Source organism: Enterobacter sp. CM29 (assembly GCF_013179605.1).
Classification (GTDB): Bacteria; Pseudomonadota; Gammaproteobacteria; order Enterobacterales; family Enterobacteriaceae; genus Enterobacter; species Enterobacter intestinihominis.
The window spans coordinates 1-19,434 of sequence record NZ_JABMCU010000004.1 but is presented as its reverse complement, the minus strand read 5'-3'; the positions used below and the strand labels follow the sequence as shown (position 1 = coordinate 19,434).

The window sequence follows — 19,434 nt, the reverse complement described above, 5'->3', positions numbered from 1 at the left end:
GTTCTCCATTTCGCCCGTGTGTTAATTCGCAATATATAAAACCAAGATTTAGGGAAGTATGTCGCCCAAACAACGGGCAAAACACAGGAATAAATCGATGAATATGACAAGACTGAAGATTTCTAAAACTCTGCTGGCTGTAACGTTGGGTAGTGTCCTGGTAAGCGGTTCTGCTCTGGCGGAATCCAGCACCATGGATAAAGCGCAAAATACCGCTAATACCGCAGGGGAAAAAATCGATAGCTCTATGAATAAAGTCGGTAATTTCATGGATGACAGCTCTATCACAGCAAAAGTGAAAGCCGCACTGGTGGATCATGAATCCATTAAGAGCACCGATATTTCTGTTAAAACCGACAACAAGGTTGTCACTCTGAGCGGTTTCGTTGAAAGCCAGACTCAGGCTGAAGAGGCCGTTAAAGTAGCGAAAGGCGTTGAGGGCGTAAGCTCTGTAAGCGACAAACTGCACGTACGTGACAGCAAAGAATCGTCGGTGAAGGGCTATGCCGGAGATGCAGCAACTACCAGCGAAATCAAAGCTAAACTGTTAGCTGACGACATCGTGCCATCCCGTATGGTGAAAGTTGAAACCACTGATGGTGTGGTCCAGCTGTCCGGTACGGTTGAGAATCAGGCACAAAGCGATCGTGCCGAGTCAATTGCGAAAGCTATTGATGGTGTGAAAAGCGTCAAAAACGATCTGAAAACGAAGTAAAGCAGTACCACTCGCCCGTCTGGCTGAAAACCGCGGGCGAAATAAAAACGACTCTGGAAAAGCCGGTGAGTGACCTGAGCGCTCACGTTTAGCGGCCGACATTAACTATGGTAAAGGAGAGGCTTATGTTTCGTTGGGGCATTATATTTCTGGTTATCGCGTTAATTGCCGCCGCATTGGGCTTTGGTGGACTGGCGGGTACCGCGGCATGGGCAGCGAAAATTGTTTTCGTCGTCGGTATTATTCTGTTCCTGGTCAGCCTGTTTACGGGTCGACGTCGCCCGTAGCAAACGCAATAGTTATTAAACAAACTCAAGCCAGTCCTCGTGACTGGCTTTTTCTCGTTTGAGAACCATCGGGAATGTGCGTTACTGTGTCTCATCAAAATAATGAAAACAGGAAGGCAGAGGTGGGGCAACGAATTCCCGTGACGCTCGGCAATATTGCGCCGCTGACGTTAAAACCGTTTCATGCAGGCCAGCTTGCGCTGGTCTGTGAAGGGGGTGGGCAGCGCGGTATTTTCACCGCCGGCGTACTCGACGAATTTATGCGCGCGCAATTCAACCCGTTCGATCTCTATTTCGGTACCTCTGCCGGGGCGCAGAACCTCTCCGCCTATGTCTGCAACCAGCCCGGCTATGCGCGCAAAGTGATTATGCGCTACACCACCTCCAAAGAATTCTTCAATCCGGTACGCTTCGTGCGCGGCGGGAACCTGATCGATCTCGACTGGTTACTGGATGCCACCTCCAGCCAGATGCCGCTGGCCATGGATACCGCGTCACGACTGTTCGATACCGGCAAAGCGTTCTGGATGTGCGCCAGCCGTGGCGATGACTATTCACCGGGTTACTTTTCGCCGCAGAAAGAGAACTGGCTGGATATCATTCGCGCTTCCAGCGCGATCCCGGGTTTCTACCGTACCGGCGCGCTGCTGGAGGGGATAAACTATCTTGACGGCGGTATCAGCGACGCGGTGCCGGTACAGGAGGCCGCGCGGCGCGGGGCGAAAACCATTGTGGTGATCCGCACGGTGCCTTCGCAGATGTATTACACCCCACAGTGGTTTAAGCGGATGGAACGCTGGCTGGGCGACAGCAGCCTGCAACCGCTGGTGAATATCGCGAAGCAGCATGAAACCACCTACGGCGCGATGCAGCGTTTTATTGAAAAACCACCGGGCAAGCTGCGCATCTTTGAAATTTATCCGCCGAAGCCGCTGCTGAGCATGGCGCTGGGCAGTCGGCTGCCTGCGTTGCGTATGGATTACAAAACGGGGCGGCTATGCGGGCGATACTTCCTGGCGACCGTCGGGAAAATGCTGGCCGAGCAACCGCCTCTTCATCGGCATAAAAGCATAATATTGCCACCCGCTAGTGTGGCCAATGACGCGGTGGCGATGCCGCTGGTGGACGCGCCGCAGGCCAACGACGGCATACTCGATAACGAGGACCTGGCGTGACGCACTCTTTTATCGATACCCATTGCCACTTTGATTTCCCGCCGTTTAGCGGGGAGGAAACATCAAGTATTGCGCGTGCGGCTGAGGCCGGTGTGAGAGCCATTATTGTGCCCGCTATTGAAGCGGCGAGATTCGAGAAAGTCCTGGCGCTTGCCCGGGGTCACGATGCGCTGTATGCCGCGCTGGGTCTGCATCCGATCGTGATTGAGCACCATCTTGATGACCATCTCGACAGGCTGGATGCCACGCTGCAAAACGCGGATACGAAGCTGGTTGCCATCGGTGAGATCGGCCTCGATCTCTATCGTGAAGATCCGCAGTTTGAGCGCCAGCAGACGATCCTGGATGCGCAGCTCCGGCTGGCAAAGCGCCACGATCTGCCGGTGATCCTCCACTCCAGGCGTACCCATGACAAACTGGCGATGCACCTGAAGCGCATCGACGTGCCGCGCAGGGGCGTGGTCCATGGTTTCGCTGGAAGCCTTCAGCAGGCGCAGCGTTTTATCGAGCTGGGCTATAAAATTGGCGTCGGCGGCACCATCACCTATCCGCGAGCCAGCAAAACCCGGGATGTGATGGCGCAGCTCCCCCTGTCTTCGCTCCTGCTGGAAACGGATGCCCCTGACATGCCGCTGAATGGTTTTCAGGGCCAGCCCAACCGTCCGGAGCAGGCGGCGCGCGTTTTTGATGTGCTGTGCGAGCTGCGTCAGGAGCCTGAAGATGTGATTGCCAGCGCGCTGCTGGAAAATACCCGCGCGGTCTTCGGCATCACGCTATAGATAAAGGGCCGGGCGGATCACCGTGATCTGCTGCCGTTCCAGGGCCTGCGCCAGCGGCTCGATGTCCTCCGGCGCGGCGCTCCGCCATCGCGCCGCCTCCCCGTAAACCCCATGGGCATGAAACGCGTTGATCCGCACCGGAACGTTCCCCAACGCGTGGATAAAAGCGGTCAGCGATGACAGATGTTGCAGATAATCACACCGATCGGGGATCACCAGCAGGCGCAGCTCCGTCAGGCGATGACGATCGGCCAGCCAGCGGATGCTCTGCTTGATCAGCGTGTTTTCGCGCCCGGTCAGAAAACGGTGATGTTCATTGCCCCAGGCTTTCAGATCCACCATCGCGCCGTCAAACACCGGTAACAGCTTTTGCCAGCCGGTTTCGCTTAACAGGCCGTTGCTGTCCACCAGGCACGTCAGATGGCGCAGGGACGGATCGGCTTTGATCGCGGTGAACAGCGCAACCACAAACGGCAGCTGCGTCGTGGCCTCACCCCCGCTGACGGTCACGCCCTCAATAAACGGCGCGGACGTGCGGATCCGTGAGAGGATCTCCTCGACGCTGTATCGCTGCGCCATCGGCGTCGCCTGCTGCTGACACAGGTGCAGGCAGGTGTCGCACTGCTGACAGTGACTCTCCTGCCACCAGACGCGCCCGGCCTGAATCGTCAGCGCATCATGAGGACAGTGGGGAACACAGTCGCCGCAGTCGTTGCAGCGCCCGATGGTCCACGGGTTGTGGCAGGTTTTGCAGCGCAGGTTACAGCCCTGGAGGAACAGCGCCAGGCGGCTGCCCGGCCCGTCCACGCAGGAGAAGGGAATAACCTGACTAACTAAAGCGCATCTGCTGTTCATGGCTTATCACGCGTGGCTGACGTTCCAGAATACGGGTATTGCGCGCGGCCTCCTCGCCGAGCCAGGTGGTGTTGGTGCGCGAGCCGGCCTCCCGATATTTCTCCAGGTCGGAGAGCCGCACCATATACCCGGTGACGCGCACCAGGTCGTTTCCGGCCACATTCGCGGTGAACTCACGCATACCGGCGTTGAACGCTCCCAGGCACAGCTGCACCACCGCCTGAGGATTGCGTTTAACCGTCTCATCCAGGGTGAGAATATCGCTGATCCCCGAATGATAGTGTTTATGATGCGGGGCTATGGCCAGCAGGTGGCTGATGGGATCTGGCTCGTCACCGTACGGCAGACGCGCCCCCGGCGTGGTGCCTGAATCAGAACTGATCCCTGACTGCGCGTGCAGCATCGCGCGGTGCTGCCAGCCGTGTTTCACCGGCGTGTTTTCAACGAACGCCGCCAGCTGTTCACTGATGCGGTAACCCAGCGCATTGGCCTGCTCGTTTTTACCGTACCGTCCCGTAATGCCTGCTTTCTCGCACAGCACGTTTACCGCTTCGGCCAGACCGTACATGCCAAACATCGGTACAAAACGATCGGCATCAATCAGCCCCTCTTTCACCAGGAAGCTATTCTCAAAGAAGCCGGATTGTTCATATAAAAAATCGCAGCGCGCATTGATGATCGCGATTTGTTGCTGGCAGTAGTGGGGAAGGGTACGGGTGAAAAAGTCTTCCGGTGAGCGGCTGTGCTCCGCAATCGCTTTCAGGTTAAGGCGCACCAGCGTGCTGCCGCCGCCCGCCAGCGGCAGGGAGTTGTAACAGCTCACCACGCCATAGCGACCTTTTGTGAAAATTTTATCATTTACCGGGCCATTGGAAATATGCGGCTTACTACACTCACAAATGTTTTTCGCCACGCTCATCAGCAGATCGTCAGGGGTGACGTCCGGGTCGTAAATAAAGGTCAGGTTCGGCGCGACCTGCTTCAGCTCTGCGTCCGCTCGCAAAATGGCACGCGTGACGGGCGTATCCGCCGGGCCGATATTGGCATGCATAAAGGCATCGGGCAGGGTTCTGTCCAGGTAACGCCAGAAACGTTTTATTCGGCTATCGATTTCATCCTGTGTTAGAATTTTAACATATGGGTTGAGTATCTCATCGAGCTGACCCAGATAGACTGGCATCGATGTGACGGACGGAACATGGTGATAAAGGATAGTGAGCAGTGAGAGGGCATCATCCAGATCTTTCGCCCCTTCCAGCTCCAGCCATTCTGAGCCGTTAGCCAGAAATTTAGCGTAGTCCGGCAGCACGTAGCGCGGTTTGTAAGGCGCATGACCTTCGAACATGTCGCAGATGTATCCCTCGTCCAGCGCGGCGCGGGCCGCCTCTGGCAGAGCGGGATAGAGCAGATTGTTCTCCGCTTCCAGCGCCAGAAAATGACGTTTTTGTTCCGGGGTTAACACCGGGCTGGTCACAATGTGCTGGCATCGTTGTTGCAGGGCGTCGGGCATGTTCAACTTCCTTGAGGGTTCTGCGGATGGTGAACGAATTGTAAGAAGCCAGCCTGCCGGGGCTTTTGATCCGACAGGGGGTATCGCTGCTTTTGTCGGCGGTTGACGCATGAAAGTTTGAAGAAGATCTCATTACAGTAATGCAAATTTGCACACAGTTTTCATTAACTGTGATGAATGTCGAAGTGTGGATGCGGGTGAATGTTAGAATACTCACAGACCCGCAAGGTAAAATTTATACGGCACTGCCGTTGGAGAATGTTATGACCGATTTAACTGCAAGCAGCCTGCGCGCGTTGAAACTGATGGACCTGACCACCCTGAATGATGACGACACCAATGAAAAAGTCATCGCCCTGTGCCATCAGGCAAAAACGCCAGTGGGTAATACCGCCGCCGTCTGTATCTACCCGCGCTTTATCCCGATTGCCCGCAAAACGCTGAAAGAACAGGGCACGCCGGACGTGCGCATTGCGACCGTGACTAACTTCCCGCACGGTAATGACGACATCGAGATCGCGCTGGCGGAAACCCGCGCGGCGATTGCGTACGGCGCAGACGAAGTTGACGTGGTTTTCCCGTACCGCGCGCTGATCGCCGGCAACGAGCAGGTCGGTTTTGACTTGGTGAAAGCCTGTAAAGACGCATGTGCGGCGGCAAACGTGCTGCTTAAAGTGATCATCGAAACCGGCGAGCTGAAAGAAGAGGCGCTGATTCGTAAAGCGTCTGAAATCTCTATCAAAGCGGGCGCGGATTTCATTAAAACCTCTACCGGTAAAGTGCCGGTCAACGCGACTCCGGAAAGCGCGCGCATCATGATGGAAGTTATCCGTGATATGGGCGTGTCCAAAACCGTTGGCTTCAAACCGGCAGGCGGCGTGCGTACCGCAGAAGACGCGCAGCAGTTCCTGGCGATTGCCGACGAGCTGTTCGGCGCCGACTGGGCGGACTCCCGCCACTACCGCTTCGGCGCGTCCAGCCTGCTGGCCAGCCTGCTGAAAGCGCTGGGTCACGGTGACGGTAAGAGCGCAAGCAGCTACTAAGTTTGAATTGCCGGGTGGCCTACGCTAACCCGGCCTACAGGATCGTAGGGCGGGTCAACATACCCGCCGCCATTCACCCGATTCCGCATGGAGGTTACCGTGTTTCTCGCACAAGAAATTATTCGTAAAAAACGTGATGGTCATGCATTAAGCGACGAAGAGATCCGCTTCTTTATCAACGGCATTCGTGATAACACCATCTCTGAAGGGCAGATTGCGGCTCTGGCGATGACCATTTTCTTCCACGATATGTCGATGCCTGAGCGCGTGTCACTGACCATGGCGATGCGAGATTCAGGAACCGTTCTGGACTGGAAAAGCCTCAACCTCAACGGCCCGATTGTGGACAAACACTCCACCGGCGGCGTGGGCGACGTGACCTCCCTGATGCTTGGCCCGATGGTGGCAGCCTGCGGCGGTTACATTCCGATGATTTCCGGGCGCGGCCTGGGTCATACCGGCGGTACGCTCGACAAACTGGAAGCCATTCCGGGCTTCGATATCTTCCCGGATGACAACCGCTTCCGCGACATTATTAAAGACGTTGGCGTGGCGATTATTGGCCAGACCAGCTCTCTTGCGCCAGCAGACAAGCGTTTCTACGCGACGCGTGACATTACCGCGACCGTAGACTCCATCCCGCTGATCACCGCCTCTATCCTCGCCAAAAAGCTGGCGGAAGGGCTGGACGCGCTGGTGATGGATGTGAAAGTGGGCAGCGGCGCGTTTATGCCGACCTATGAACTCTCTGAGGCGCTGGCTGAAGCGATCGTTGGCGTTTCCAACGGCGCGGGCGTGCGCACCACCGCACTGCTGACGGACATGAACCAGGTGCTGGCGTCCAGCGCCGGTAACGCCGTTGAAGTCCGCGAGGCCGTGCAGTTCCTGACAGGCGAATACCGTAACCCGCGTCTGTTCGATGTCACCATGGCACTGTGCGTTGAGATGTTAATCTCCGGCAAGCTGGCCAAAGACGACGCTGACGCCCGCGCGAAGCTTCAGGCGGTGCTGGACAACGGCAAAGCGGCGGAGATCTTTGGTCGGATGGTGGCGGCGCAGAAAGGCCCGACCGACTTCGTGGAAAACTACGCGAAATACCTGCCCACCGCGATGCTCAGCAAAGCGGTCTATGCGGACAGTGAAGGCTTTGTCTCGGCTATGGATACCCGCGCGCTCGGCATGGCGGTCGTGTCTATGGGCGGCGGTCGTCGTCAGGCATCGGACACCATTGATTACAGCGTCGGCTTTACCGATATGGCCCGTCTGGGCGACAGCGTTGACGGCCAACGTCCGCTGGCGGTGATCCACGCGAAAGACGAAGCCAGCTGGCAGGACGCGGCGAAAGCGGTGAAGGCGGCAATAACTCTTGACGATAAAGCACCGGAAACCACACCGACGGTCTATCGTCGTATCACTGAATAGCGGTATACTGATCTGATCGCATTTTTATGAAGCACTAAGTACGGAGAACAATTATGAAACGTGCATTTATTATGGTGCTGGACTCATTCGGCATCGGCGCAACCGAAGATGCAGAACGTTTTGGTGACGTGGGTTCCGATACCCTGGGTCACATCGCGGAAGCCTGTGCAAAAGGCGAAGCGGACAACGGTCGTAAAGGCCCTCTGAACCTGCCAAACCTGACCCGCCTCGGGCTGGTAAAAGCGCATGAAGGTTCTACCGGTAAAATCGCAGCCGGTATGGACGGAAACGCGGAAGTGGTGGGCGCCTACGCGTGGGCGCACGAGCTCTCTTCCGGTAAAGATACGCCGTCCGGTCACTGGGAAATCGCTGGCGTGCCGGTGCTGTTTGACTGGGGTTACTTCTCCGATCACGAGAACAGCTTCCCGCAGGAGCTGCTTGATAAGCTGGTGAAGCGCGCCAACCTGCCGGGCTACCTCGGCAACTGCCACTCTTCCGGTACCGTGATTCTGGATCAGCTCGGCGAAGAGCACATGAAAACCGGCAAACCGATTTTCTATACCTCTGCTGACTCTGTGTTCCAGATCGCCTGCCACGAAGAGACGTTTGGCCTGGATAAACTGTACGAGCTGTGCGAGATCGCCCGTGAAGAGCTGACCGAAGGCGGCTACAACATTGGTCGTGTTATCGCGCGTCCGTTTATCGGCGACAAAGCGGGTAACTTCCAGCGTACCGGCAACCGTCACGATCTGGCCGTGGAGCCACCGGCGCCGACCGTGCTGCAAAAACTCGTCGACGAGAAAGACGGCCAGGTCGTTTCCGTAGGTAAAATCGCGGACATCTACGCTAACTGCGGCATCACCAAAAAGGTCAAAGCGACCGGTCTGGATGCGCTGTTCGACGCCACCATCAAAGAGATGAAAGAAGCGGGCGACAAGACCATTGTCTTCACCAACTTCGTGGACTTCGACTCCTCCTGGGGTCACCGTCGCGACGTCGCCGGGTATGCTGCGGGTCTGGAGCTGTTTGACCGCCGTCTGCCAGAGCTGATGGAGCTGGTGGGGGAAGATGACATTCTGATCCTGACCGCTGACCATGGCTGTGACCCGACCTGGACCGGTACCGACCACACCCGTGAGCACATCCCGGTGCTGGTGTACGGCCCGAAAGTCAAACCGGGCTCGCTGGGTCATCGTGAAACCTTCGCGGACATCGGCCAGACGATTGCGAAATACTTTGGTACGTCTGACATGGAATATGGCAAGGCTATGTTCTAAACGGATTGGGTGAGGCCTGATGCCCTCACCCCGACCCTCTCCCACAGGGAGAGGGAGAACAGAATGTAGGCCGGGTAAGGCGCAGCCGCCACCCGGCAAAAACAACAATGTAAAAGGAACTGAAGATGGCAACTCCTCACATTAATGCAGAAATGGGTGATTTCGCTGACGTCGTATTGATGCCGGGCGACCCGCTGCGCGCGAAACACATTGCAGAAACCTTCCTCGAAGACGTGCGTGAAGTGAACAACGTGCGTGGCATGCTGGGCTTCACCGGTACCTATAAAGGCCGCAAAATCTCCGTGATGGGTCACGGCATGGGTATCCCATCCTGCTCCATCTACACCAAAGAGCTGATCACCGATTTCGGCGTGAAGAAAATCATCCGTGTCGGCTCCTGCGGCGCGGTGCGCATGGACGTTAAGCTGCGTGACGTGGTGATCGGCATGGGCGCGTGCACCGACTCTAAAGTCAACCGCATTCGCTTTAAAGATCATGACTTTGCGGCCATCGCTGACTTTGACATGGTGCGTAACGCGGTTGACGCAGCAAAAGCGCTGGGCGTTGACGCGCGCGTGGGCAACCTGTTCTCTGCCGATCTGTTCTACTCGCCAGAAGGCGACATGTTCGACGTGATGGAAAAATACGGCATTCTGGGCGTGGAAATGGAAGCGGCCGGTATCTACGGCGTGGCGGCTGAATTCGGTGCAAAAGCGCTGACCATCTGCACCGTGTCTGACCATATCCGTACTCACGAGCAGACCACCGCTGCCGAGCGTCAGACCACCTTCAACGACATGATCAAAATCGCGCTGGAATCCGTTCTGCTGGGCGATAAAGAGTAAGAGCTGTTGTGCCGGGTGGCGGCCTCGCCTGACCCGGCCTACGGTTTTGTAGGCCCGCTAAGCGCAGCGCCAGCGGGCTTTTTTACTAGCGCACGGCCTGAGCAATCCACGCCGATACATCCCGCAGCTCTTTTTCCTGCTCAGGAAAATCCCCAATTAATGCATCACACTCCTGCTGCAACATATCCGCCCGATACAGACAGCCCTGTAAACGTGCGGCCAGCGCCTCCAGCGGTGCAGGATTGAGACTATCCGTAAAGACCTGCGTGCGGGTAATATGGCCCTTCTCCACGTCAAAGTGCAGCTCAACGCCGCCCCATGTAAATCGCTCATCCAGCAGGTGTGAAAACGCCGGTGCCTGACCGAAGTTCCACTCCCAGCTGCTCTGGCGCGCAAAGGTTTCCGCGAAGTTGGGCAGGTCCGGGGTTTTATCCGGAGAAATCACCTCGGCTTCTACGCGTTCACCGTAATGCCTGAAAAAGGCTTCACGGATCGCGTCGCAAATCTGCTCATGAGTAATCCCCGGCAGCAGATCCACCAGATTCGCCACGCGACCGCGCACGGAGGTAATGCCTTTCGCCTGGAGCTTTTTCTTGTCCGGGTTCAGATAGTTTGCCAGACGGCTCAGATCGGCATTCAGCAATAATGTGCCGTGGTGGAATCCGCGATCCATCGTTTCGCGGTAGGCTGAGCCTGACACTTTCCGGTCGCCTTCAGGTGTTTTCACTACCAGATCGTTACGACCCGAGGCTTCAGCCGTCACGCCGAGCGAATTGAGCGCATTGAGCACAATGGAGGTCGAGATGGTTTTGTCGTATTCCGGCTTGCCCGCCATAAAGGTAAAGCAGGTGTTGCCGAGATCGTGGAACACCGCACCGCCGCCGCTGCTGCGGCGCGCCAGGCGGACGTTGTCCTCTTCCATACGGCGGGTGTTACACTCTTTCCACGGATTTTGCGCGCGGCCAATAACGACCGTATCAGCGTTGCGCCAGAGAAACAGGACGCGCTGGGTGGCGGGCATCTGGCGGAAGATGCACTCTTCCACCGCGAGATTAAACCAGGGATCGTAAGAGTCAGAGATAAGCAGGCGTAACGTCGACATGGCAGAGTTCCTTTTCCGAATCATCCGCCTACTTTATCACTATTCTTTCTTCTCGCTCTCTTCCTCTTCGGGAACTGACTTGCTGGCGGTTAACAGGAACGGCGACTGCTGCCAGCGGGTGCGCTTGCCTTGCAGCAGCGTGCGCGCCAGTACCACGCCAATCGCCAGCGAGAGCAGCAGCATCAGGCGCAAAATATTGGTGGTGTTATCCACCTGTTTGGCTTCGGTTGGCAGGGTGTGGGTGTCGAGTGTCAGACGTAAATAGCCGAGTGGGCCATTCTTGCCCTGAATGGGTTCAACGATTTGTTGATTGAAATAACCGCCAGCTTTTTTGCCGTCCAGCGCCAGCCTGTCGCGCACGTCGACATGCTCACCCGCGCGGGCAATCAGGTCGCCCTGTTCATCGTACACGCCCGCATCCAGAATGCGGCTGTTTTCCGTAAGCTGGCGCAATACCTGGGCTATCCGCTTGTCATCCGGCGTTTCGGTGCGCATAGACGGCGCAACGTTGAGCGTCACCTGGCGCGCCAGCGTACGGGCCAGTTCTTCAAACTGCGGGTTACGCTGTCGTTGGTGATTCTGGCTAAACCAGGATGCCCCCTGCATAAGCGCCACTAATAGTGCGAGACAGATCAGGACAATCACGGCGCGATGAAGCCGGAATTTCAGTTTTGCGCGAGCCATATTCCACCTGCTTAAAATTTACGGCTTAATGTTGCCAGAAGTGATGGTTACAGGGTAGCCTCATGCGTTATTTTCCCTCTGGAACCTTCCGGCGCGAACGAAATTACAGGAGCTTCAATGCCGAACATTACCTGGTGCGACCTGCCAACGGATGTCTCTTTATGGCCAGGATTGCCGCTCTCTTTAAGTGGCGATGAGGTGATGCCTCTCGATTACCACGCTGGCCGTAGCGGCTGGCTGCTGTACGGACGCGGCCTGGATAAGCAACGCCTCACCCAGTATCAAACTAAACTGGGCGCAGCGATGGTCATCGTTGCGGCCTGGTGCGTGGAAGATTATCAGGTTATTCGCCTGGCGGGTTCCCTGACGCAGCGCGCCACGCGTCTTGCGCACGATGCCGGGCTGGACGTAGCCCCGCTCGGCAAAATTCCGCACCTGAAAACGCCTGGCCTGCTGGTGATGGACATGGACTCCACCGCCATTCAGATCGAGTGTATTGACGAGATTGCTAAACTGGCGGGCAGCGGCGAGCTGGTGGCGGAAGTCACCGAGCGCGCGATGCGCGGCGAGCTGGATTTCACCGCCAGCCTGAGACAGCGCGTGGCGACCCTGAAGGGGGCCGATGCTAACATTTTGCGTCAGGTGCGCGATGAACTGCCCCTGATGCCAGGGCTGACGCAGCTGGTGCTCAAGCTGGAGACGCTCGGCTGGAAAGTGGCGATTGCCTCCGGTGGGTTCACCTTCTTTGCCGATTACCTGCGTGACAAGCTGCGTCTGACCACCGTGGTGGCAAACGAGCTGGAGATCATGGACGGCAAACTCACCGGACAAGTGATTGGCGACATCGTGGATGCGCAGTACAAAGCCAATACGCTGACGCGTCTGGCGGAGAAATACGCCATTCCGGTCGAACAGACCGTCGCCATCGGCGATGGCGCGAACGATCTGCCGATGATCAAAGTTGCCGGACTGGGTATTGCCTACCACGCCAAGCCGAAAGTGAATGAAAAGACGGAAGTCACTATCCGTCATGCTGACCTGATGGGCGTGTTCTGCATTCTCTCCGGCAGCATTAATCAAAAATAGCGGCCTGCTTTTGTAGGCCGGGTAAGCGTCAGCGCTATCCGGCGCGCAGACCGCACAGAAATAACGAGGTAAACCGTGGCGAAAGCTCCAAAACGCGCATTTGTCTGTAATGAATGTGGTGCGGATTATCCGCGCTGGCAGGGGCAATGCAGCGCCTGTCATGCCTGGAACACCATCACCGAAGTGCGTGGTGTGGCGGCTTCGCCGAGCGTGGCCCGCAATGAACGCCTGAGCGGCTATGCGGGCAATGCAGGCGTGTCGAAGGTACAAAAACTTTCGGATATCAGCCTTGAGGCGCTGCCGCGCTTCTCAACCGGATTCAAAGAATTTGACCGCGTGCTCGGCGGTGGCGTAGTGCCGGGCAGCGCTATTCTCATCGGCGGTAACCCGGGCGCGGGTAAATCCACCCTGCTGCTGCAAACGCTCTGCAAGCTCGCCGAACAGATGAAAACCCTGTACGTCACGGGCGAAGAGTCACTCCAGCAGGTGGCGATGCGCGCGCACCGCCTCGGTCTGCCGACCGGCAATCTGAATATGCTCTCGGAAACCAGCATCGAGCAGATCTGCATGATTGCCGAAGAAGAGCAGCCGAAGCTCATGGTGATCGACTCCATCCAGGTGATGCACATGGCGGACATTCAGTCGTCACCGGGGAGCGTGGCGCAGGTGCGTGAAACGGCTGCGTACTTAACGCGCTTTGCCAAAACGCGCGGCGTAGCGATAGTGATGGTGGGCCACGTCACCAAAGACGGCTCGCTGGCCGGCCCGAAAGTGCTTGAGCACTGTATCGACTGCTCGGTGATGCTCGACGGCGATGCGGATTCCCGTTTTCGTACCCTGCGCAGCCATAAAAACCGCTTCGGCGCGGTGAATGAACTGGGCGTGTTTGCCATGACCGAGCAGGGGCTGCGCGAAGTCAGCAACCCGTCGGCCATCTTCCTGAGCCGTGGCGACGAGATTACGTCCGGTAGTTCGGTGATGGTGCTGTGGGAGGGGACGCGTCCGCTGCTGGTTGAAATTCAGGCGCTGGTGGATCACTCGATGATGGGTAATCCGCGGCGCGTGGCGGTCGGTCTGGAACAGAACCGCCTGGCGATCCTGCTGGCGGTGTTGCACCGTCACGGTGGCCTGCAAATGGCGGATCAGGACGTGTTCGTCAACGTGGTTGGTGGGGTGAAGGTTACGGAAACCAGCGCGGATCTGGCGCTGTTGCTGGCGATGGTCTCCAGCCTGCGTGACAGACCGTTGCCGCAGGATCTGGTGGTATTTGGCGAAGTAGGGCTGGCGGGCGAAATTCGCCCGGTGCCGAGCGGTCAGGAGCGTATCTCCGAAGCGGCAAAACATGGCTTCCGCCGCGCAATTGTTCCGGCCGCCAACGTGCCGAAAAAAATCCCGGAAGGGATGCAGGTTTTTGGCGTTAAAAAACTCGCAGATGCGTTAAATGTCTTTGACGACTTATAATTACGTATTCGATTTTGCAGGAGGCACCGTAATTTATGTCATCATTTGACTACATCAAGACCGCTATCCGCCAGAAGGGTTGCACATTACAGCAGGTAGCGGACGCCAGCGGCATGACCAAGGGCTACCTGAGCCAACTGCTGAACGCCAAAATCAAAAGCCCCAGCGCGCAGAAGCTGGAAGCGCTGCACCGTTTTCTGGGGCTTGAATTTCCGCGGATGCAAAAGAACATTGGCGTGGTGTTCGGTAAGTTCTACCCTCTGCATACCGGGCATATCTATCTGATCCAGCGCGCCTGTAGCCAGGTCGACGAGCTGCATATCATCATGGGTTATGATGAAACCCGCGATCGCCAGCTGTTTGAAGACAGCGCCATGTCGCAGCAGCCCACCGTGCCGGACCGCCTGCGCTGGCTACTTCAGACCTTTAAGTATCAGAAAAATATTCGTATTCATGCCTTTAACGAAGAGGGCATGGAGCCGTACCCGCACGGCTGGGACGTGTGGAGCAACGGCATCAAAGCGTTTATGGAAGAGAAGGGCATTGCGCCTAACTGGATCTACACCTCTGAAGAGTCCGACGCGCCGCAGTTCCGCGAGCATCTGGGCATCGAAACCGTGCTGATCGATCCTAAACGCACCTTTATGAACATCAGCGGGGCGCAGATCCGCGAGAACCCGTTCCGCTACTGGGACTACATTCCGACCGAGGTGAAGCCGTTCTTCGTACGTACGGTGGCGATCCTCGGCGGCGAGTCGAGCGGGAAATCGACGCTGGTGAATAAGCTGGCGAATATCTTCAATACCACCAGTGCGTGGGAGTATGGCCGCGATTACGTCTTCTCACACCTCGGTGGTGACGAGATGGCATTACAGTATTCCGACTACGATAAAATCGCGCTCGGTCATGCCCAGTACATTGATTTCGCGGTGAAATACGCCAATAAAGTCGCCTTTATTGATACCGATTTCGTCACCACGCAGGCGTTCTGCAAAAAGTACGAGGGGCGCGAGCACCCGTTTGTGCAGGCGCTGATTGATGAATACCGCTTTGATCTGGTTATCCTGCTGGAAAACAACACCCCATGGGTAGCCGACGGTATGCGCAGCCTGGGCAGCTCGGTAGACAGGCGTGAGTTCCAGACCATGCTGGTGGAGATGCTTAACGAGAACAACGTTGAGTTTGTGCATGTGGAAGAGTCGGATTACGACACCCGTTTCCTGCGCTGCGTCGAGCTGGTGAAAGAGATGATGGGTGAGCAGGGGTAAAAAACTTACCCCTCACCCTAACCCTCTCCCCAAAGGGGAGAGGGGATCGCACGGAGCTGTCTTTACCCTCTCCCCCGTGGGGAGAGGGCAGGGTGAGGGGGAACAAACCACTCAATACTCAACCACCACTTTCCCACGCATATGCCCCTCCAGCACCATGCGGTGCGCTTCGGTAATGCTTTCCACGCTCAGCCCGTGCAGCGTTTCGCTGAGCGAGCTTTCCACCACGCCGTTATCCACCAGCTTCGCCACCTCATTTAAAATCTCGCCCTGGCGCGCCATATCCGCGGTCTGGTACATGCTGCGGGTGTACATAAATTCCCAGTGCAGGGCGGCAGATTTGGACTTCAGCTTGTCCTGGTTTAGCGGATGCGCATTTTCAACGATGGAACAAATGTGTCCCTGAGGGGCAATCAGATCGCTGACCGCATCCCAGTGCCCGTCGGTGTCGTTGAGGATAAAAATGTAATCCACAAAGGTGAGCCCCTGTTTCGCCAGTTCACCCTTCAGGTCGCGGTAATCTACGACAACGTCAGCCCCGCGATCGCGACACCATCGGGCGGAATCTTCTCGTGAGGCGGTTGCGACGATCTTCACCTTGCTGTTGTGCTTCGCAAACGGGATCGCCAGCGATCCGACTCCACCCGCGCCGCCAATTATCAGCAGCGTTTTATCTGCGTCGGCATCCTGAATCTTCAGCCGTTCAAACAGGCCTTCCCACGCGGTGAGCGCCGTCAGCGGCAGTGCTGCCGCAGAGGCCCAGCCAAGGTTTGCAGGCTTGTGCCCGACAATGCGCGCATCGATAAGCTGGTGCGTGGTATTGCTGCCCGGTCGGGTGATATCCCCCGCGTACCATACTTCGTCACCCGGTTTGAATCCGGTGACGCCAGCCCCGACGGCTTTGACGATCCCGCTGGCATCCCACCCGAGAATGCGCGGCTCCTTCAGTCCGCTTTTGGCAATGCCTGCATGTACCTTGGTGTCCACCGGGTTTACGGAGACGGCTTTCACCTCCACCAGCAGATCGTACTCGCCGGGCTGCGGCATCGGCGGGGTGATTTCAACGAAGGTGGAGGGATTTTCTGGGTTAACGGCAATGGCTTTAACAGACATGGTGTTCTCCTCAATGAATGCGTTGTGTTGAGGCTAGTCTATTAAGTGGTCAGCTGCATGATAAGATGGACAATCAAGAACTCAGCGTTCGTACAGGGTGAACAATCATGTTTAAACAGCTACAGGATATGGCGCTGTTTGCGCTGGTGGCTGAGATGGGCAGCTTTACTGCGGCGGCGCAGAAGGCTGAACTGCCGAAATCCAGCGTCAGCCAGCGCATTAGCCAGCTGGAGCAGCAGGTGGGGATCCGCCTGCTTAACCGCACGACGCGCAGAATAAGCCTGACGTTTGCGGGCGAGCACTATCTGGTGCACTGCCGCGAGATGCTGGCGGCCAGCGAGCGCGCGGAGTATGCCATTCAGCGGCTGCGAGAAAACCCCAGCGGACGGCTGAGGATCACCTGTCCGGCAGGGATTGGCGCGACGCTGCTGGCGCATATGAATGCCGAGTTCCAGCTTCGCTACCCTGACGTGTCGCTGGATGTATCAATTTCAGACGATGTGGTGGATCTGGTCGAGTCGGGCTTTGACGTGGCGCTGCGCACCGGCAAACCGCAGGATTCTTCCCTGATTGGCCGCATGATTGGGCACTGTCCGCGCTACATGCTGGCCTCGCCTGACTATCTGGCACGTCGGGCGCCGTTAATCCATCCACGACAGCTGGTGGATCACCGCTGCATTACGCACCGGGCATGGTCGGAGTGGCTTCTGCGAAGCGAGAGTGAGGATTACCGCTACCTGCCGGATAACGCCCACATGACGGATAACCTGGTGTACGCCCGAGAATGCGCCATTGCCGGGGCGGGGATCACGCTGTTACCCGCATTCCTGCTGGAAGATAAAATTGAAAAGGGCGCGCTGGTAAAGGTGCTACCGGAGTGGCGCGTTGAGGGGAACGATCTCTGGCTGGCCTATCCGAGCCGTAAGCTCAATTCGCCTGCGCTGATGAGCTATATCGACTTTGCGATGCAGTTTGATGAGGTGAAGCGGTATTACGTGGGCAAATAAAAAAGCCGGGTGGCGGCTTCGCCTTACCCGGCCTACACACTGTGCGGCCTGATGCCCTCACCCAGGCCCTCTCCCACGCGGAGAGGGAACAAACATAAAAAACGGCAACCGAAGTTGCCGTTTTGCTTTTATTTCGCAATACGCTTGTACTTAATACGCTTCGGCTCCAGCGCGTCTGCGCCCAGCGTGCGTTTCTTGTACTCTTCGTATTCGGTGAAGTTACCTTCGAAGAACTCCACTTTACCTTCGTCCTGGTAGTCCAGAATGTGGGTCGCGATACGGTCAAGGAACCAGCGGTCGTGCGAGATAACCATGGCGCAGCCCGGGAATTCCAGCAGGGCGTTTTCCAGCGCGCGCAGGGTTTCGATGTCCAGGTCGTTGGTAGGTTCATCGAGCAGCAGAACGTTGCCGCCAACCTGAAGCAGCTTCGCCAGGTGCAGACGACCACGCTCACCGCCAGACAGCTCGCCCACGCGTTTGCCCTGGTCGGTGCCCTTGAAGTTAAAGCGGCCAACATAGGCGCGGCTTGGCATCTCGGTGTTGCCGATACGCATGATATCCAGACCGCCGGAGACTTCTTCCCACACGGTTTTGCTGTTGTCCATCGCGTCACGGAACTGGTCAACGGAGGCCAGCTTCACGGTCTCACCCAGGGTGATAGAGCCGCTGTCAGGTTGTTCCTGACCGGACATCATGCGGAACAGGGTGGATTTACCCGCGCCGTTCGGACCGATAATGCCGACGATAGCGCCTTTCGGTACGGAGAAGGTCAGATCGTCGATCAGCAGGCGGTCGCCGTATGACTTACGCAGGTTGGTCACTTCAACCACTTTATCCCCCAGACGTGCTCCAGGCGGGATAAACAGTTCGTTGGTTTCGTTACGCTTCTGGTATTCGGTGTTGTTCAGCTCTTCGAAGCGTGCCAGACGGGCTTTGCCCTTGGACTGACGGCCTTTCGCGCCCTGACGAACCCACTCCAGCTCTTTCTCAATAGACTTACGGCGCGCCGCTTCCTGAGACGCTTCCTGCGCCAGACGCTGATCTTTCTGCTCCAGCCAGGAAGAGTAGTTGCCTTCCCACGGAATGCCTTCGCCGCGGTCCAGCTCCAGGATCCAGCCCGCCACGTTGTCGAGGAAGTAGCGGTCGTGGGTAATTGCCACCACGGTGCCTTCGAAGTCGTGCAGGAAGCGTTCCAGCCACGCCACGGATTCCGCATCCAGGTGGTTGGTCGGTTCGTCGAGCAGCAGCATGTCTGGTTTTTCCAGCAGCAGGCGGCACAGCGCCACGCGGCGGCGTTCACCACCGGAGAGATTCGCGATTTTCGCATCCCAGTCCGGCAGACGCAGGGCATCTGCCGCGCGCTCTAGCTGCACGTTCAGGTTGTGACCGTCGTGCGCCTGGATAATCTCTTCAAATTTGCCTTGCTGAGCGGCCAGTTTGTCGAAGTCCGCATCCGGCTCGGCGTATTTGGCATACACTTCATCCAGACCTTTCAGGGCGTTAACCACTTCGGATACCGCTTCTTCAACGGATTCACGCACGGTGTGTTCCGGGTTCAGCTGAGGTTCCTGCGGCAGGTAGCCGATCTTGATGCCAGGCTGCGGACGGGCTTCACCTTCGATGTCTGTATCGATGCCGGCCATGATGCGCAGCAGGGTGGACTTACCGGCACCGTTGAGACCCAGAACACCGATTTTTGCGCCCGGGAAAAAGCTCAGCGAGATATTTTTAAGAATATGACGTTTCGGCGGGACAACTTTGCCGACACGATGCATGGTATAAACGAATTGAGCCACGTTGGACTT

Annotated in this window: 18 protein-coding genes; 12 read left to right on the top strand and 6 right to left on the bottom strand. The window is 57.1% G+C overall.

The genetic code is table 11. From position 1 onward, the window contains the following. The first annotated feature begins 97 nt into the window (after nucleotides 1-97). The 4 genes from osmY (at nucleotide 98) to HP459_RS01100 (ending at nucleotide 2,956) form a co-directional block, all read left to right on the top strand. Nucleotides 98-715: a molecular chaperone OsmY gene (gene osmY / locus HP459_RS01115; protein ID WP_022646982.1), complete on the top strand. Its 618-nt coding sequence runs from the start codon at nucleotides 98-100 to the stop codon at nucleotides 713-715. Nucleotides 716-840: 125 nt separating this feature from the next. After that, nucleotides 841-1,002: a DUF1328 domain-containing protein gene (locus HP459_RS01110; protein ID WP_003856556.1), complete on the top strand. Its 162-nt coding sequence runs from the start codon at nucleotides 841-843 to the stop codon at nucleotides 1,000-1,002. A 122-nt stretch (nucleotides 1,003-1,124) separates the two neighbouring features. After that, the gene (locus HP459_RS01105) at nucleotides 1,125-2,177 is read left to right on the top strand and encodes a patatin family protein (protein WP_023299272.1); all 1,053 of its coding nucleotides are present in this window, start codon (nucleotides 1,125-1,127) and stop codon (nucleotides 2,175-2,177) included. Beyond that, complete coding sequence (locus tag HP459_RS01100; RefSeq protein ID WP_063148735.1) at nucleotides 2,174-2,956, top strand: TatD family hydrolase; 783 nt, start codon at nucleotides 2,174-2,176, stop codon at nucleotides 2,954-2,956. The genes HP459_RS01105 and HP459_RS01100 overlap by 4 nt, the downstream gene beginning before the upstream one ends. On the opposite strand, the gene HP459_RS01095 is transcribed toward HP459_RS01100, so the two are convergent. Next, nucleotides 2,951-3,811, bottom strand: coding sequence for a YjjW family glycine radical enzyme activase (locus HP459_RS01095; RefSeq protein WP_023299274.1), 861 nt, complete (start codon nucleotides 3,809-3,811; stop codon nucleotides 2,951-2,953). The genes HP459_RS01100 and HP459_RS01095 overlap by 6 nt on opposite strands. Then, nucleotides 3,786-5,321 carry a YjjI family glycine radical enzyme gene (locus HP459_RS01090; RefSeq protein WP_063150302.1) on the bottom strand — a complete coding sequence of 512 codons (1,536 nt, stop codon included), beginning with the start codon at nucleotides 5,319-5,321 and terminating at the stop codon, nucleotides 3,786-3,788. The genes HP459_RS01095 and HP459_RS01090 overlap by 26 nt, the downstream gene beginning before the upstream one ends. A gap of 263 nt (nucleotides 5,322-5,584) precedes the next feature. On the opposite strand from HP459_RS01090, the gene deoC reads away from it, so the two are divergent. From deoC to deoD, 4 genes are all read left to right on the top strand, one after another. Beyond that, nucleotides 5,585-6,364, top strand: a complete 780-nt coding sequence (gene deoC / locus HP459_RS01085) for a deoxyribose-phosphate aldolase (RefSeq protein WP_003856543.1) — start codon at nucleotides 5,585-5,587, stop codon at nucleotides 6,362-6,364. A gap of 99 nt (nucleotides 6,365-6,463) precedes the next feature. Beyond that, entirely contained in the window at nucleotides 6,464-7,786 is a 1,323-nt protein-coding gene (gene deoA, locus HP459_RS01080) for a thymidine phosphorylase (RefSeq protein WP_023299277.1), read from the top strand. 53 nt (nucleotides 7,787-7,839) lie between these two features. After that, the gene (gene deoB / locus HP459_RS01075) at nucleotides 7,840-9,063 is read left to right on the top strand and encodes a phosphopentomutase (protein ID WP_022646989.1); all 1,224 of its coding nucleotides are present in this window, start codon (nucleotides 7,840-7,842) and stop codon (nucleotides 9,061-9,063) included. 125 nt (nucleotides 9,064-9,188) lie between these two features. Further along, nucleotides 9,189-9,908 carry a purine-nucleoside phosphorylase gene (deoD, locus tag HP459_RS01070; protein ID WP_003856538.1) on the top strand — a complete coding sequence of 240 codons (720 nt, stop codon included), beginning with the start codon at nucleotides 9,189-9,191 and terminating at the stop codon, nucleotides 9,906-9,908. A gap of 85 nt (nucleotides 9,909-9,993) precedes the next feature. On the opposite strand, the gene lplA is transcribed toward deoD, so the two are convergent. Next, nucleotides 9,994-11,010: a lipoate--protein ligase LplA gene (gene lplA / locus HP459_RS01065; RefSeq protein ID WP_038415276.1), complete on the bottom strand. Its 1,017-nt coding sequence runs from the start codon at nucleotides 11,008-11,010 to the stop codon at nucleotides 9,994-9,996. Between the two features lie 39 nt (nucleotides 11,011-11,049). After that, nucleotides 11,050-11,694, bottom strand: a complete 645-nt coding sequence (locus tag HP459_RS01060; protein ID WP_015572615.1) for a YtjB family periplasmic protein — start codon at nucleotides 11,692-11,694, stop codon at nucleotides 11,050-11,052. Between the two features lie 117 nt (nucleotides 11,695-11,811). Between HP459_RS01060 and serB the strand changes: the two genes are divergently transcribed. From serB to nadR, 3 genes are all read left to right on the top strand, one after another. Then, complete coding sequence (gene serB / locus HP459_RS01055; RefSeq protein WP_003856524.1) at nucleotides 11,812-12,780, top strand: phosphoserine phosphatase; 969 nt, start codon at nucleotides 11,812-11,814, stop codon at nucleotides 12,778-12,780. Nucleotides 12,781-12,855: 75 nt separating this feature from the next. Further along, entirely contained in the window at nucleotides 12,856-14,241 is a 1,386-nt protein-coding gene (gene radA / locus HP459_RS01050; RefSeq protein ID WP_003856523.1) for a DNA repair protein RadA, read from the top strand. Between the two features lie 35 nt (nucleotides 14,242-14,276). Next, nucleotides 14,277-15,509, top strand: a complete 1,233-nt coding sequence (gene nadR / locus HP459_RS01045) for a multifunctional transcriptional regulator/nicotinamide-nucleotide adenylyltransferase/ribosylnicotinamide kinase NadR (protein ID WP_003856522.1) — start codon at nucleotides 14,277-14,279, stop codon at nucleotides 15,507-15,509. A 111-nt stretch (nucleotides 15,510-15,620) separates the two neighbouring features. Here the strand turns inward: nadR and HP459_RS01040 are convergent, their stop codons facing one another. Further along, nucleotides 15,621-16,622 (bottom strand): zinc-binding alcohol dehydrogenase family protein, encoded by a 1,002-nt coding sequence (locus tag HP459_RS01040; RefSeq protein WP_045308048.1) that lies wholly within the window; start codon nucleotides 16,620-16,622, stop codon nucleotides 15,621-15,623. A 107-nt stretch (nucleotides 16,623-16,729) separates the two neighbouring features. Here HP459_RS01040 and HP459_RS01035 point away from each other — a divergent pair, with 107 nt between their 5' ends. Beyond that, the gene (locus HP459_RS01035) at nucleotides 16,730-17,629 is read left to right on the top strand and encodes a LysR family transcriptional regulator (RefSeq protein WP_022646992.1); all 900 of its coding nucleotides are present in this window, start codon (nucleotides 16,730-16,732) and stop codon (nucleotides 17,627-17,629) included. A 128-nt stretch (nucleotides 17,630-17,757) separates the two neighbouring features. Here the strand turns inward: HP459_RS01035 and ettA are convergent, their stop codons facing one another. After that, nucleotides 17,758-19,425 (bottom strand): energy-dependent translational throttle protein EttA, encoded by a 1,668-nt coding sequence (gene ettA, locus HP459_RS01030; RefSeq protein WP_014882470.1) that lies wholly within the window; start codon nucleotides 19,423-19,425, stop codon nucleotides 17,758-17,760. Between the last annotated feature and the right edge of the window lie 9 nt (nucleotides 19,426-19,434).